This window comes from Pseudomonas sp. IB20 (assembly GCF_009707325.1).
Taxonomy (GTDB): domain Bacteria; phylum Pseudomonadota; class Gammaproteobacteria; order Pseudomonadales; family Pseudomonadaceae; genus Aquipseudomonas.
In genome coordinates this window covers 5,142,131-5,156,745 of sequence record NZ_CP046103.1, presented here as the reverse complement: position 1 = coordinate 5,156,745, position 14,615 = coordinate 5,142,131, and the positions used below count along the sequence as shown (strand labels likewise).

The window sequence follows — 14,615 nt, the reverse complement described above, 5'->3', positions numbered from 1 at the left end:
GGCCGGACCTAAGAGAAAAAATGAGTGATCGTCCTGCCAGACCCTGATGGGTCGAGGACAAATGGGAGGTTATTATTGCAAGTAATTCTTGTTAACAAAAGTAATACAGTTACTTTATTTGTCCTTTTCCTGGCCGCAGGTCATCTGCGAAGGCTAATCTAGACCTTTGAGAACGGAGTTTTATGATGTCTGCGCCTTCTGTTGTAATTGCCGGTTGCGGCGATGTGGGTAGTCGGCTGGCTAGCCAATTACTGGCCTCGGAATGGGAGGTTCACGGGTTGCGGCGGGACATTTCGCGCCTGCCCGACGGCGTGATCGGCATCGCTGGCGACCTGTTCAAAAAGGATTGCCCTGACACCTGGCCGATTGGCGGGGTGGATTACCTGGTGTATTGCGCCGCCGCCACCGACCACGATGAGGCCGGCTATCGCGCGGCTTACGTGCAAGGGTTGCAGCATGTGTTGGAGTGGTTGAACGATTACGGTCAGGAACCCAAACATTTGCTGTTTGTGTCCAGCAGCAGTGTGTATGGCCAGCAGCATGGTGAGTGGGTCGATGAAACGTCCGACACCCAGGCGAAAGGCTATTCCGGCCAGGTGATGCTGGAAGCTGAGCAAGTGGCCCTCAACAGCGGCATTCCGGCGAGCATCGTGCGGTTGACCGGAATCTACGGCCCCGGCCGCGAATGGCTGTTGACCCAAGTGCGCCAAGGCTATCGCGTGGCGGTTGATCCACCTTTATACGGCAACCGGATTCACGCGGATGACGCAGCGGGCTTGCTGGCCTTTTTGCTGCGGCATGTGGAGCAGGGCGGTTCGCTGGATAAGGTCTACATCGGCGTGGACGATGCGCCTGCGCCATTGGCGGAGGTGGTGGGCTGGTTGCGCGACTATTTGGGCGTGACTGAGTGGGCTGACGACGCCAGCGTGCGTCGGGCGGGCAGTAAACAATGCAGCAATGCCCGAGCCAAAGCGTTGGGCTGGGTACCGACGTATCCGACCTATCGCGAAGGGTATGCGGCGATATTGAAAGGCTGAAACGCAGTTAAAAAATGTGGGAGCTGGCTTGCCTGCGATGACGGTGTCACATCCAACACGGTGTGACCGATACACCACTATCGCAGGCAAGCCAGCTCCCACATTCAGATCTGCGTCATGCGGTTATTTCTTTTCAAGCAACCACTGGCGTGGCCCCGGCGTAAACGAAGGCACTTCATCCGTTTGCGCGGTGTTCACCGCCTGGAAAATCTCCAGTTGCTTGCCTTTGCGGGCGAAGATCCACGGGTTGCCCTGACCGTTCAGTTGCAGCCAGATGCTGTCATAGCCGCCGCTCATGGAGGCGCAGTCACCCGCCAGGCACAGCGAGTACCGATCGACACTTGGCAAGCCGGCGACCTTGCCGTCAGCCTGGAACTGTACCGTGGCGCCGTCGCCGGTGCCGTCGGTGATCTTCCAGTCGCCGCCCAAGTAGGCTGCATACAGTGCGCGTTCGAAGTTCGCACCCAGCGGCGCGCCTTCGGGGGCTGGGTCTTTGGCGCGGGCAAACAGTTGCTCAGGCTCATTGTCGTTGGCCACTTGCAGCAGTTGCTTGCCTTTACGCTTGAGTTCAGTGGCGGAGCTGCCGTAGAAATCGACGCTCCAGGCGCCGGGCTTCTCACTCAGCAGCTTGCCTTCGGCGACTTCAAAACCGTTGTAGTAGCGCGCCTGCAAAGCCTTGGTGTTGACCTCCCACTCGAGGTTCGGGCCAAAGGTTTGCAACGCTTCACGCAAAGGGCCGCCCTTGGCTGCCGCGTTGATGGCGGCCTGGTTGATCCAGGTGCCGCTCACATCTAGGTCGGCGGGGTTGCTGGCGCAGCCGCCGAGCAACAGGGCGAGCGTTGATAAGGCTACAAGCGCTTTGCGCATTACGAAATCCTTCTGAAACGAAGTCGGCGCAGCCTGTGAAAGCTGCGCCGGGTGTTTTACTCGATGACCAGAATCGCGTCCATCTCAACCTGTGCGCCCTTTGGCAGGGCGGCAACGCCGATGGCGGCGCGGGCTGGGTACGGCTGTTCGAAGTACTTGCCCATGATCTCGTTGACCTTGGCGAAGTGGCTCAGGTCGGTGAGGAAGATGTTCAGCTTGACGATGTCCTTGAACGAACCGCCGGCAGCTTCGGCAACCGACTTGAGGTTCTCGAAGACTTGTACGGTCTGTGCTTCAAAACCTTCAACCAGTTCCATGGTCTTTGGGTCCAGTGGAATCTGGCCGGACATGTAGACGGTGTTGCCCGCCTTAATCGCCTGGGAGTAAGTGCCGATGGCGGCCGGGGCCTTGTCGCTGGTGATAACAGTCTTGGTCATGTGTGACTCCTTGTAAGAGATGATGACTATTTGAAGCGCTACGCACGCATGCGGGTGATGCGAATCACCCCGGTCAGGGCGCGCAGCTTCTTGATCACGCGGGCCAGGTGCACGCGGTCGTGCACGCTGACGACCAGTTGGACTACGCTGATGCGGCCATCGCGCTCATCCATGCTGATTTTCTCGATATTGCCGTCGGCCGCGTTGACGCTGCTGGCCAGCAGGGCGATCAGGCCGCGCTGGTGCTCCAGCTCAACGCGCAGCTCGACGTTGAATTCGCCAGTCACATCCTTGGCCCAGGAGAGCTGGATGCATTTCTCTGGGTTGTGGCGGATTTCGGTGATATTGCGGCAGTTGTCCAAGTGCACGACCATGCCTTTGCCTGCGGACAGGTGGCCGACAATCGGGTCGCCCGGGATCGGCGTGCAACATTTGGCGTAGCTGAGCACCAGGCCTTCGGTGCCGCGAATTGCCAGCGGGCCTTCGGGGCTTGGCAGCTGTTCGCCTTCGCCAAGCAGGCGGCGGGCGACCACATAGGCCATGCGGTTGCCCAGGCCGATATCTTCCAGCAGGTCTTCGATGGTTTCCTGGCGATACTCGTGGAGCATCGCTTGCACACGCTCGGCCGGGATCTTATCCAGGGCGCTGTCGAAACCGTTGAGCACCTTGTTCAGCAGGCGTTCGCCGAGGCTGATGGATTCGGAGCGGCGTTGCAGCTTCAGGGCATGGCGGATGTGTGTGCGCGCTTTGCCGGTAACCACGAAGTTGAGCCAGGCCGGGTTCGGGCGCGCGCCAGGTGCGCTGACGATCTCGACCGTGGAGCCGCTTTGCAGCGGCTCGGACAGCGGCGCGAGACGACGGTTGATCCGACAGGCGATGCAGCTGTTGCCGACGTCGGTGTGCACGGCGTAGGCAAAGTCGACCGCCGTGGAGCCTTTGGGCAGCTCCATGATCCGGCCTTTGGGCGTGAACACGTAGACCTCGTCCGGGAACAGGTCGATCTTCACGCTTTCGATAAATTCCAGGGAGTTGCCGGCACGTTGCTGCATTTCCAGCACGCCTTTGACCCACTGGCGGGCGCGGGCATGGGTACCTTTTGGCTGCTCGTCGCCGCTGGATTTGTACAGCCAATGGGCAGCGATGCCGTTGTTGGCCATCTCTTCCATTTCCCGCGTGCGGATCTGGATCTCGATTGGCACCCCATGCATACCGAACAGCGTGGTATGCAGCGACTGATAGCCGTTGGCCTTGGGAATCGCGATGTAGTCCTTGAAGCGGCCCGGCAGGGGTTTGTACAAATTATGTACAGCGCCCAGCACGCGGTAGCAGGTATCGACCTTGTCGACGATGATCCGGAACGCGTACACGTCCATGATCTCGTTGAAGGCCCGGCGCTTGCCGCGCATCTTCTTGTAGATGCCGTAGATGTGTTTCTGCCGGCCGCTGACCTCGCCTTCGATCTCGTCGATCGCCAGGCAATGGCTCAGGGACTCTTCGATCTTGTTGACGATTTCCTTGCGGTTGCCCCGGGCGCGTTTGACCGCCTGGTAGATGCGCGCCGAGCGCATCGGGTGCATGGCTTTAAAGCCGAGGTCTTCGAATTCGATACGAATGGCATGCATGCCCAGCCGGTTGGCGATGGGCGCGTAGATTTCCAGGGTTTCCTTGGCGATGCGCCGGCGTTTTTCGCCGGACAGCACTTCCAGCGTGCGCATGTTGTGAAGCCGGTCGGCCAGCTTGACCAGGATCACCCGAATGTCTCGGGCCATGGCCATGGCCATCTTCTGGAAGTTTTCCGCCTGGGCTTCGGCCTTGGTCTCGAAGTTCATCTGGGTCAGTTTGCTGACCCCGTCGACCAGTTCGGCCACGGTTTCGCCAAACTGCGCGCTGAGCGCTTCCTTGGCGATGCCTGTGTCTTCGATCACGTCATGCAGCATCGCGGCCATCAAACTCTGATGGTCCATGTGCATGTCGGCAAGAATATTTGCCACCGCAAGAGGATGCGTGACATACGCCTCGCCACTGCGCCGGCGTTGGCCGTCGTGGGCTTGTTCGGCGTAGAAATACGCTCGGCGGACCAGGTTGACCTGGTCTGGGCCGAGGTAGGTCGATAAGCGATCGGCGAGGGCGTCTATGCTCGGCAAAGGATTAACTCCTGCCGTTGGCTGTGACCCCGCGCCGTGCTACGTCGACCAGGCATAGGCTTAGACGGCCTCGTTGGACTCGTCCTCGAACGCTGCAAACAGCGGTTCGTCTTCAACGATCTCGGCGTTGGCGATGAACTCGTAGCTCATCAGGCCTTCAGCGATTTCACGCAGGGCTACAACGGTAGGCTTGTCGTTTTCCCACTGGACCAGTGGCTCTTTGCCGCCAGTGGCCAGTTGACGGGCACGCTTGGTAGAGAGCATGACCAGCTCAAAGCGGTTATCCACGTGTTCTAGGCAGTCTTCAACGGTTACGCGGGCCATGGTATTCCTCGGAGCGAATGCAAGATGCGCGCTGCCCGGTTGGGCGAGCGGACTAAACAGTTTAAAAAATCACCAGCGTTTAGGGAAGCGCTGATTTTTCCCGTGCCCTCGAAAAACCGCTACAAGTGCCAATGTAAAGCCCTTGCAGCGGTTTTGGGAAGAGCCAATCAGCCGAGCAGTTCGGCGAGTAATTTGCCGAAACGCTGCTGTTGGCGCTTTTGCTGGAGCTGATTGGTGCGGAAAATCGCCTTCAAATCGTCCAAAGCGTGGGCAAAATCGTCATTGATGATCAGGTAGTCGTAGTCGACGTAGTGGCTCATTTCGCTGACGGCTTCACGCATGCGGCCTTCGATGATCTCGTCGCTGTCCTGGCCACGGTTGGTCAGGCGCTGGTGCAAGGCTTCGAGCGACGGCGGCAGGATGAAGATCGAGCGGGCTTTGGGCATCAGCTGACGCACTTGCTCGGCGCCCTGCCAGTCGATTTCCAGGATCAGGTCGTGGCCTTCGTCCAGGGTCTGCTGCAGATGGCTTTGCGAAGTGCCGTAGAGGTTGCCGAAGACTTCGGCGCGCTCGAGGAAGTCGCCGTGCTCGATCATCTTCACGAACTCGGTACGCTCGACGAAGTGATAGTGCACGCCGTTCACCTCACCCGGGCGCATGGCGCGGGTGGTGTGTGAGACCGAGATGCGGATCTGCTCGTCAGCGTCGGTCAGGGCCTTGACCAGGCTGCTCTTGCCCGCGCCCGAAGGGGCGGAAATGATGTAAAGGGTGCCGGTGCTGTGGGTCATGGAAGTTGCCTTACTCAATATTCTGTACTTGTTCGCGCATCTGCTCGATCAACACTTTGAGGTTGACCGCAGCTGTCGTGCTGCGCGGATCAAACGCCTTGGAGCCCAGTGTATTGGCTTCGCGGTTGAGTTCCTGCATCAGGAAGTCCAGGCGCCGACCGGCGGCACCGGCGGACTTGAGCACGCGGCGCACTTCGAGGATGTGGGTGCTCAGGCGGTCGAGCTCTTCGGCCACGTCACTCTTCTGCGCCAGCAGGACCATTTCCTGCTCCAGGCGCGTCGGGTCGAGGTCGGCCTTCATGTCGGTGAAGCGGTCCAGGACCTTCTGGCGCTGGGTAGCGAGCATCTGCGGCACCAGCTCGCGTAGGGTGACCACGTCATCTTCAATCGAGGTCAGGCGCTCGTTGATCAGGCGCGCCAGTTCGGCGCCTTCACGTTCGCGGCCGGCCTTGAGCTCCTTCAAACCCTGGGTGAACAGGGCGAGGGCTTCGGCGTTGAGGGCTTGCGGGTCGGTGGCGTCGGCTACCAGTACGCCGGGCCAGGCCAGCACTTCCAGCGGGTTCAGCGCGGCGGGCTGCTTGATCAGGCTGGCGATGGTTTCGGCGGCGGCGACCAATTGCGCAGCGCGGTCGCGGTCGACCTGCAGCGGTTTGCCGGTGGTTTCTTCGGTAAAGCGCAGGGTGCATTCCAGCTTGCCACGGGAGATACCCTGGCGCAGCGCTTCACGTACCGCACCTTCGAGGTCACGGAAAGATTCCGGCAGGCGCAGGTGCGGCTCCAGGTAACGGCTGTTGACCGAGCGCAGTTCCCAGCTCAGGGTGCCTTGGACGCCGGCTTTTTCGACGCGGGCGAAGGCGGTCATGCTGTGCACCATGGAGGTACCTCGCGATGCAGTCCCGAAAATACGGGCTGGTGGGTAAATTGAAGCCGACAGGCTGCGAAGGCGCAGGATTGTAGCGCAGTGAGGCGGACGCGCCCAAACAATGGGCGCCAGGCCAGCCATTCGTAACCGGATTTTTTAGAAGTGCCCCGAAACGGTTCGCGGCTCTATAATGCTCAGCAGTTTTTCGTCCTCCGTACAGGTATCCCCTATGAAACGTCCAAGTGGTCGCGCTGCCGATCAGCTCCGCTCGATCCGCATCACCCGCAACTACACCAAACACGCCGAGGGATCTGTACTGGTCGAGTTTGGCGATACCAAGGTGATCTGCACCGTCAGCGTCGAAAACGGCGTGCCGCGTTTCCTCAAGGGCCAGGGCCAGGGTTGGTTGACCGCCGAGTACGGCATGCTGCCGCGCGCCACCGGCGAACGTAACCAGCGTGAAGCCAGCCGCGGCAAGCAAGGCGGCCGCACCCTGGAAATCCAGCGTCTGATCGGTCGCTCCCTGCGCGCAGCCCTGGACATGTCCAAGCTGGGCGACGTGACCCTGTACGTCGATTGCGACGTTATCCAGGCTGACGGCGGCACCCGCACTGCCTCCATCACCGGCGCCATGGTGGCCCTGGCTGACGCACTGAAAGTGATCAAGAAGCGTGGCGGCCTGAAAGCCGGCGACCCGCTCAAGCAGATGATCGCCGCCGTGTCGGTTGGCATGTACCAAGGCGAGCCTGTGCTGGACCTGGACTACCTGGAAGACTCGGCCGCCGAGACCGACCTGAACGTGGTGATGACCAGCACCGGTGGTTTCATCGAAGTGCAGGGCACCGCCGAAGGCGCGCCATTCCAGCCGGCCGACCTGAATGCCATGCTGGCCCTGGCCCAGAAAGGTATGACCGAAATCTTCGAACTGCAGAACGCCGCGCTGGCTGACTGAGCCGGCCTCAAGGAGAAGCGCCATGAATGACAGTCAACTTCCCGTGCCCACGCCTTCCTACGAAGTGCGTCAGGGAGCAATGTTGTGTCACCTCGCGGCGTTTCTGGGGTTTGTGTTCCCCTTCGGCAGTGTCGTAGGGCCGCTGATCCTGTGGCAGATGAAGAAAGAAGTGGACCCGTTCATTGATGATCAGGGCAAGGAAGCCTTGAACTTCCAGATCACCGTAGCCATTGCTTGGCTGGTTTGCATCGTGTTGGCCTTCGCGGTTATCGGCTTTTTCCTGATGACTGCCTTGGCGATTGCGACCGTGGTGCTGACCATCATCGGTTCGATCAAGGCCAACAAGGGGATCGCCTATCGCTATCCCTTTACCTGGCGGCTGGTCAAATAATGAGCACCCACAAAAAAACCGACAGCGATGTCGGTTTTTTTGTGCCTGGAAAAAGACCTTAGATGGTCAGTGTCCAGTCGTAGTCCACGATCAGCGGCGCATGCTGCGAGAACCGTGGCTGACGCGGCAGGCGTGCGCTGCGAACAAAGCGGCGCAGGCCAGGTGTCAGCAGCTGATAGTCGAAACGCCAGCCCAGGTTGAGCATCTCAGCCTGTTCGTTATCCGGCCACCAGCTGTACTGGTCGCCTTCGCGGCTGACTTCGCGCAGGGCATCGACATAACCCATGTTGCCGACAATCTCGTCCATCCAGGCACGTTCCGGCGCCAGGAAGCCCGGGGATTGCTGGCTGTCGCGCCAGTTCTTGATATCCAGCTTTTGTTGCGCCACGTACAGCGAGCCACAGTAAATGTACTCGCGACGTTTGCGTCGCTGTTTATCCAGATAACGGGCGAAATCGTCCATTAGCTTGAACTTCTGGTTCAAGTCTTCATCGCCGTTCTGCCCCGAAGGGAGCAGCAAGGTCGCGATGCTGACCTTGTCGAAATCGGCTTGCAGGTAGCGCCCGTAGCGGTCGGCTGTCTCGAAGCCGAGGCCGCTGATGACCGCCTTGGGTTGCAACCGCGAGTACAAAGCCACGCCACCTTGGGTGGGCACTTCGGCATCGCAGGCATAAAGGAAGTAGCCATCCAGTTGGAAGGCTGGGTCGTCCAGTTCAAAGGCGGAGGCGCGGGTGTCCTGCAGGCAGATGACGTCGGCATTCTGTGCTTGCAGCCAACTGAGCAAACCACGCTCGACTGCAGCCTGAATACCATTGACGTTCACACTGATGATCCGCATAAATGGCCCCAAAAATCGCGTGCGTGTATGATACACGCCGTCTACCTAATTAGCTAAATCCGTGGTATCTGAGGCTTTTTTCATGCAGGCGTATCAACGCGATTTCATTCGTTTTGCCATCGATCGCGGCGTTTTACGCTTCGGTGAGTTCACTTTGAAGTCCGGGCGCACCAGCCCTTACTTCTTCAATGCAGGCTTGTTCAACTCGGGTTCGGCCCTGGCTCAGCTGGGTCGTTTCTACGCGGCAGCCATCGTTGAAAGCGGTATTTCCTTCGACGTACTGTTCGGCCCAGCCTACAAGGGCATCCCTCTGGCGGCCGCGACTGCCGTGGCGTTGGCGGAACATCATGGGCTGGATTTGCCGTGGTGCTTCAACCGCAAAGAGGCCAAGGCTCATGGCGAAGGCGGCAGCCTGGTCGGGGCTCCACTCAAAGGCGACGTGCTGATCATCGACGACGTGATCACGGCCGGCACCGCCATCCGTGAAGTGATGCAGATCATCGCTTCCCAGGACGGTGCCAAGGCTGCCGGTGTGTTGATCGCACTGAACCGCCAGGAGCGCGGCAATGGCGAATTGTCGGCGATCCAGGAAGTGGAGCGTGATTTTGGCATTCCGGTAGTGAGCATTGTGTCGTTGAACCAGGTGCTGCAGTTCCTGGAAGACGATCCGCAGCTCAAGCAGCATTTGCCGGCGGTCAAGGCGTACCGCGAGCAGTTCGGCGTCTGACACCGAAACCCATCCGGCACGCGGACCCGCGTGGGAGCTGGCTTGCCTGCGATAGCATCACCTCGGTACAACTGATTTCAGCCACATTTGGATCGAGTACCAACAAAAAAGGCCCCGCTCAATTTGATTGAGCGGGGCCTTTTTGTTTTCTGCCGATTAAGGACGCTTGCGGTTGCTGATCAGCGTGCCCACACCGGTATCGGTGAAGATTTCCAGCAGGATTGCATTTGGCACGCGGCCATCCAGAATCAGCGAGCTACCCACGCCGCCTTGCACTGCTTCCAGTGCGCAACGGATCTTCGGCAGCATGCCGCCGTAGATGGTGCCGTCGGCGATCAACTCGTCCACTTGCTGGGTAGTCAGGCCGGTCAGCACCTTGCCTTCCTTGTCCATCAAGCCGGCGATGTTGGTCAGCAGCATCAGCTTTTCAGCTTTCAGCGCCTCAGCCACCTTACCGGCTACCAGATCGGCGTTGATGTTGTAAGACTCACCATTGGCACCCACGCCGATTGGCGCGATCACTGGGATGAAGTCGCCTTTGACCAGCAGGTTCAGCAGGTCGGTGTTGATGCCGATCACTTCGCCTACCTGGCCGATGTCGATGATTTCCGGCTGGGTCATCTCCGGCGTCTGACGGGTAACGGTCAGTTTTTTTGCGCGGATCAACTCCGCGTCCTTGCCGGTCAGGCCGATGGCGCTGCCGCCATGACGGTTGATCAGGTTGACGATGTCTTTGTTGACCTGGCCGCCGAGGACCATCTCCACCACGTCCATGGTCTGCGCGTCAGTGACGCGCATGCCATCGATGAAGTGACTCTCGATCGACAAGCGCTTGAGCAGGTCGCCGATTTGCGGGCCACCACCGTGCACCACCACCGGGTTGATCCCGACGGCTTTCATCAACACGATGTCGCGGGCAAAGCCGGTTTTCAGCTCGTCGCTTTCCATGGCATTGCCGCCGTACTTGATCACCAGCGTCTTGCCGACGTAGCGTCGAATGTAAGGCAACGCTTCGGACAGGACCTTGGCAGTATTGGCAGCGGCTTCGCGTTCGAGGGTCATTCAGGGCTCCGGTAAAAAATCAGAACGGTAATTGGAGATCAGGGGCAACACGTTTCAACTGGGCGTGGAACACGTCCTTGATGCGCTGCAACTCAGCCTCGGTATCCGCCTCGAAACGCAGGACCAGCACCGGTGTGGTGTTGGACGCGCGAACCAGGCCCCAGCCTTTGGCGTAATCGACTCGCACACCATCAATGGTGGTCAGGTTGGCGCCTTCACCCCATTGCGCATCGTGCAGTGCGTCAATGATGCTGAATTTGCTCTCCTCGGTCACATGGATATTGATCTCTGGCGTAGAAATATCATTCGGAAAGGTCTGAAACAGCTCCTGCGCCGTAGATTTTTCCTTGCTGAGGATCTCCAGCAGACGGGCGGCGCTGTAAATGCCGTCGTCAAACCCGAACCAGCGCTCTTTGAAGAACACGTGGCCGCTCATTTCACCGGCCAACAGCGCGCCGGTTTCCTTCATTTTCTTTTTGATCAACGAGTGGCCAGTCTTCCACATGAGTGGGCGACCGCCGTATTCCTTGATCAGCGGGGTGAGGCGGCGGGTGCATTTCACGTCGAAGATGATTTCGGCGTTGGGGTTGCGGGCCACCACGTCGCGGGCAAACAGCATCAGCAGGCGGTCGGCGAACACGTTCTCGCCGGTGTTGGTCACCACGCCGACTCGGTCGCCATCACCGTCAAAGGCCAGGCCTACATCGGCGCCGGTTTCCTTGACCTTGGCGATCAGGTCCACCAGGTTTTCAGGCTTGCCCGGGTCCGGGTGGTGGTTAGGGAAGTTGCCGTCGACGTCGCAGAACAACGGGACCACTTCGCAGTTCAGGGCTTCGAGCAGTTGCGGGGCGATCACGCCGGCCGCGCCATTGCCGCAGTCCACTACCACTTTCAGGCGACGCGCGAGTTTGACGTCGCTGGTGATTTCGTCGGAGTAGCGCTGAAGAATGTCGACCTTGGTGATACTGCCGGTGCCGCTGGTCAGATCGTTGGTCTTCAGGCGGTCGTGCAACGCCTGGATTTGCTCGTTGGCGAGGGTGTCACCGGCGATGACGATCTTGAAGCCGTTGTAGTCCGACGGGTTATGGCTGCCGGTGAGCATGACACCGGACTTGCCGGCCAGTACGTTGGCTGCGTAGTACAGCGCAGGCGTCGGCACCAGGCCGACGTCGCTGACGTGGCAGCCGCTGTCGGCCAGGCCCTGGATCAATTGTTCTACCAGCTCCGGGCCGGACAAGCGGCCATCACGGCCAACCGAGACGTTAGGCTCGCCCTGGGCCAGGCTCTGGGAGCCGATGGCGCGGCCGATCCAGTAAGCGGTTTCGGCGGTCAGGGTCTTGGGCACCACGCCACGAATGTCGTAGGCGCGAAAGATGCTGTCGGGGAATGTCGGGGCTACTCGGGCTGCGGTACTCATCGCGAGGTGAAACTCCATCTGAAGGGGGCAAAGCTGGCCTGAATGTGGCTGACCGGCGGGCTCAAACTGAAGGGTATGACGACTTTTTTGGCAGAGAGTTCGTGGTGCAAAAATGCCATCGGCGCTCGCGCCTCATGCTTTACTCCACGTAATGCATTGATTCTAATGGGGAAATATCGATCATTAGGTCCGCGCATTCTTCGTCCTGAAAAGCCTTGCGGTGGCGTCGGGCCGGACAAGGGTGCCCGGCCTGTTTCAGCTTAGTCAGTGACTGCCGGAATGCCCAAAACCGCCTGCGCCGCGCTGGGTCTCGTCGAACTCCTGAACCAGTTCGAAGTGCGCCTGCACCACCGGCACCAGTACCAGTTGGGCGATGCGTTCGCCGACAGCAATGTTGAAGGCGGTTTGGCCACGGTTCCAGCACGATACCATCAGCTCGCCCTGGTAATCGGAGTCGATCAGGCCAACGAGGTTGCCCAGCACGATACCGTGTTTGTGGCCCAGACCGGAGCGCGGCAGGATCAGTGCCGCCAAGCCCGGGTCGCCCACATAGATCGACAAGCCGGTGGGAATCAGAATGGTCTGGCCCGGCTCGAGGACCGTGTCTTCCTTGAGCATGGCGCGCAGGTCCAGCCCGGCGGAGCCTGGGGTGGCGTAGGCCGGCAGTGGGAATTCGTTGCCGATGCGGGGGTCGAGAATCTTGGCTTGCAAAGCGTGCATGTAAATTAAACCTGGTTCAGCCGTTGGGCGATAAATGAGATCAGTTGGCGGGCAATCTTGCCCTTGCTGGTCTGGGCGAAAACGGTGGCGTGCAACTCGCGGTCGATCACGCTGATGGCATTTTCCTCACTGTTGAAGCCGATGCTCGGGTTGGCGACATCATTGGCAACGATCAGGTCGAGGTTTTTATCTTTCAATTTGCGTGCGGCGTAGTCCAGCAGATGTTCGGTTTCGGCGGCAAAGCCGACGCTGAACGGGCGGTCTGGGCGCGTGGCGATAGTTGCCAGAATGTCCGGGTTGCGCACCATTTGCAGGAGCAGGCCGTCGCCACTTGTAGGGTCTTTCTTAAGCTTTTGCGGGGCGACGACTTCCGGGCGGTAGTCCGCGACCGCTGCCGACGCGATAAACAGATCGCAGGGAATCGCTGCCTCACAGGCCGCCAGCATGTCTCGGGCGCTGACTACGTCGATGCGCGTGACCCGATCAGGCGTCGGCAAATGCACCGGACCGGTGATCAAGGTGACGCGCGCGCCTGCCTCGACCGCCGCTTCCGCCAAGGCAAAGCCCATTTTTCCTGAGCTATGGTTGGTGATGTAGCGCACCGGGTCGATGTTTTCCTGGGTCGGGCCGGCAGTGATCAGCACGTGCTTGCCGGTCAGGGCCAGGTGCTGGAAGCACTCGGCGGCGCACAGCGCCAGGTCGGTGGCTTCGAGCATGCGGCCCATGCCGACATCGCCGCAGGCCTGGCTGCCGGACGCGGGGCCGAACACTTTGAGGCCTCGGCTTTGCAGGAGTTGGGTGTTCGCCTGGGTGGCCGGGTCGCGCCACATGGCCTGGTTCATGGCCGGGGCAATGGCGACGGTGGCGTCGGTTGCCAGAACCAAAGTGGTCAGCAGGTCATCGGCGATGCCTTGGGCGAGGCGGGCGATCAGGTCGGCGGTTGCCGGGGCGATGAGTACCAGGTCGGCCCATTTGGCCAGCTCGATATGGCCCATCGCGGCTTCTGCCGCCGGGTCCAGCAGGTCGAGGTGAACCGGGTGGCCGGACAGGGCTTGCATGGTCAGCGGGGTGATGAATTCACTGCCACCGCGGGTCATGACCACGCGCACTTCGGCGCCTTGGTCCAGGAGCCTGCGAACCAGCTCTGCGCTCTTGTAGGCGGCAATGCCGCCGCCGACGCCGAGAACGATGCGTTTCCGATACAGACGCTGCATTGGTTTGCCTTTCCAGTTCAGTGATGCCAGTTCAGTGACGCCTGCGATGCCCCCTCCCCAGGGGAAATCGCACGCAAAAAAGAGGGCTTAAGATAACACAGCGTCCGCGAGGCAACAGCGGCGCACACGCACACGGAGGTGGGATGAGTATTCGCGATTGGCCTGTGGCGGAACGTCCACGGGAGAAACTTTTGGAATGGGGCGCGGCAAGCCTGTCGGATGCCGAGCTGTTGGCGATCTTCCTGCGTACCGGGGTTTCCGGCAAAAGCGCGGTCGACTTGGCACGCCATTTGTTGGCGCAATTCGGTGGCCTTCGCCCATTGTTGGAGGCCAGCCAGACGCTGTTCAGCAGGCATTTGGGGCTGGGGCCGGCGAAATTTGCTCAGTTGCAGGCCGTGCTGGAAATGTCCCGGCGCCATATGGCCGAAAGCCTGCGCAAGGAGTCGGTGCTGGAAAGCCCCTTGGCCGTGCGCGATTACCTCAAGGCGTTGTTGCGTCATGAGCCCCACGAGATCTTCGGCTGCCTGTTTCTCGACTCAAAGCACCGGGTGCTGGGCTTCGAGGCGTTGTTCCAGGGCACCATTGATGCTGCCGTGGTTTATCCCCGGCAAGTGGTCAAGCGCGCACTTGAGTACAACGCGGCAGCATTGATCCTGTGCCACAACCATCCTTCGGGGAGCGTCGAGCCGAGTGCGGCTGATCGAAAATTGACCAAGTTGCTGCAAAAGGCCTTGGAAGTCGTGGATGTGCGGGTGCTGGATCACATCATCGTGGGCGATGGCGACCCGCTGTCGATGGCGGAATACGGGTGGCTGTAGCCCCGCCCCCCATTGGG

15 protein-coding genes and 1 pseudogene are annotated in these 14,615 nt (G+C 60.1%); 5 read left to right on the top strand and 11 right to left on the bottom strand.

The window, feature by feature from the left end; genetic code table 11:
• Positions 1-185: 185 nt before the first annotated feature.
• Positions 186-1,037 carry an SDR family oxidoreductase gene (locus tag GJU48_RS24150; protein WP_094948703.1) on the top strand — a complete coding sequence of 284 codons (852 nt, stop codon included), beginning with the start codon at positions 186-188 and terminating at the stop codon, positions 1,035-1,037.
• Between the two features lie 123 nt (positions 1,038-1,160).
• On the opposite strand, the gene GJU48_RS24145 is transcribed toward GJU48_RS24150, so the two are convergent.
• The 6 genes from GJU48_RS24145 to GJU48_RS24120 all read right to left on the bottom strand — a co-directional run bounded on the left by GJU48_RS24145 (position 1,161) and on the right by GJU48_RS24120 (position 6,471).
• Positions 1,161-1,904: a hypothetical protein gene (locus GJU48_RS24145; protein ID WP_094948704.1), complete on the bottom strand. Its 744-nt coding sequence runs from the start codon at positions 1,902-1,904 to the stop codon at positions 1,161-1,163.
• Positions 1,905-1,960: 56 nt separating this feature from the next.
• Complete coding sequence (locus tag GJU48_RS24140) at positions 1,961-2,341, bottom strand: RidA family protein (protein WP_003176922.1); 381 nt, start codon at positions 2,339-2,341, stop codon at positions 1,961-1,963.
• Between the two features lie 38 nt (positions 2,342-2,379).
• A complete protein-coding gene (gene spoT / locus GJU48_RS24135) occupies positions 2,380-4,485 on the bottom strand; it encodes a bifunctional GTP diphosphokinase/guanosine-3',5'-bis pyrophosphate 3'-pyrophosphohydrolase (protein ID WP_017735756.1) in 2,106 nt (701 codons plus the stop codon).
• A 60-nt stretch (positions 4,486-4,545) separates the two neighbouring features.
• Complete coding sequence (gene rpoZ, locus GJU48_RS24130; protein ID WP_003176920.1) at positions 4,546-4,809, bottom strand: DNA-directed RNA polymerase subunit omega; 264 nt, start codon at positions 4,807-4,809, stop codon at positions 4,546-4,548.
• 167 nt (positions 4,810-4,976) lie between these two features.
• Complete coding sequence (gene gmk / locus GJU48_RS24125; RefSeq protein WP_010168203.1) at positions 4,977-5,597, bottom strand: guanylate kinase; 621 nt, start codon at positions 5,595-5,597, stop codon at positions 4,977-4,979.
• Positions 5,598-5,607: 10 nt separating this feature from the next.
• A complete protein-coding gene (locus tag GJU48_RS24120) occupies positions 5,608-6,471 on the bottom strand; it encodes a YicC/YloC family endoribonuclease (RefSeq protein ID WP_094948705.1) in 864 nt (287 codons plus the stop codon).
• A 217-nt stretch (positions 6,472-6,688) separates the two neighbouring features.
• Between GJU48_RS24120 and rph the strand changes: the two genes are divergently transcribed.
• A complete protein-coding gene (gene rph / locus GJU48_RS24115; protein WP_094948706.1) occupies positions 6,689-7,411 on the top strand; it encodes a ribonuclease PH in 723 nt (240 codons plus the stop codon).
• A gap of 22 nt (positions 7,412-7,433) precedes the next feature.
• Positions 7,434-7,802 (top strand): DUF4870 domain-containing protein, encoded by a 369-nt coding sequence (locus GJU48_RS24110; RefSeq protein ID WP_094948707.1) that lies wholly within the window; start codon positions 7,434-7,436, stop codon positions 7,800-7,802.
• 58 nt (positions 7,803-7,860) lie between these two features.
• On the opposite strand, the gene GJU48_RS24105 is transcribed toward GJU48_RS24110, so the two are convergent.
• Positions 7,861-8,640, bottom strand: a complete 780-nt coding sequence (locus GJU48_RS24105) for an exodeoxyribonuclease III (RefSeq protein WP_003195493.1) — start codon at positions 8,638-8,640, stop codon at positions 7,861-7,863.
• An 82-nt stretch (positions 8,641-8,722) separates the two neighbouring features.
• On the opposite strand from GJU48_RS24105, the gene pyrE reads away from it, so the two are divergent.
• Positions 8,723-9,367: an orotate phosphoribosyltransferase gene (gene pyrE, locus GJU48_RS24100; RefSeq protein ID WP_063033848.1), complete on the top strand. Its 645-nt coding sequence runs from the start codon at positions 8,723-8,725 to the stop codon at positions 9,365-9,367.
• Positions 9,368-9,523: 156 nt separating this feature from the next.
• On the opposite strand, the gene argB is transcribed toward pyrE, so the two are convergent.
• From argB to coaBC, 4 genes and pseudogenes are all read right to left on the bottom strand, one after another.
• A complete protein-coding gene (gene argB / locus GJU48_RS24095; RefSeq protein WP_015886532.1) occupies positions 9,524-10,429 on the bottom strand; it encodes an acetylglutamate kinase in 906 nt (301 codons plus the stop codon).
• Between the two features lie 19 nt (positions 10,430-10,448).
• Positions 10,449-11,846 (bottom strand): annotated as a pseudogene (locus GJU48_RS24090) (phosphomannomutase/phosphoglucomutase); the annotation flags it as partial.
• Between the two features lie 264 nt (positions 11,847-12,110).
• Entirely contained in the window at positions 12,111-12,566 is a 456-nt protein-coding gene (gene dut, locus GJU48_RS24085) for a dUTP diphosphatase (RefSeq protein ID WP_016975923.1), read from the bottom strand.
• Positions 12,567-12,571: 5 nt separating this feature from the next.
• The gene (gene coaBC, locus GJU48_RS24080; RefSeq protein WP_048723622.1) at positions 12,572-13,780 is read right to left on the bottom strand and encodes a bifunctional phosphopantothenoylcysteine decarboxylase/phosphopantothenate--cysteine ligase CoaBC; all 1,209 of its coding nucleotides are present in this window, start codon (positions 13,778-13,780) and stop codon (positions 12,572-12,574) included.
• Positions 13,781-13,923: 143 nt separating this feature from the next.
• On the opposite strand from coaBC, the gene radC reads away from it, so the two are divergent.
• A complete protein-coding gene (gene radC / locus GJU48_RS24075; protein WP_094948710.1) occupies positions 13,924-14,598 on the top strand; it encodes a RadC family protein in 675 nt (224 codons plus the stop codon).
• The last annotated feature ends 17 nt before the right edge of the window (positions 14,599-14,615 follow it).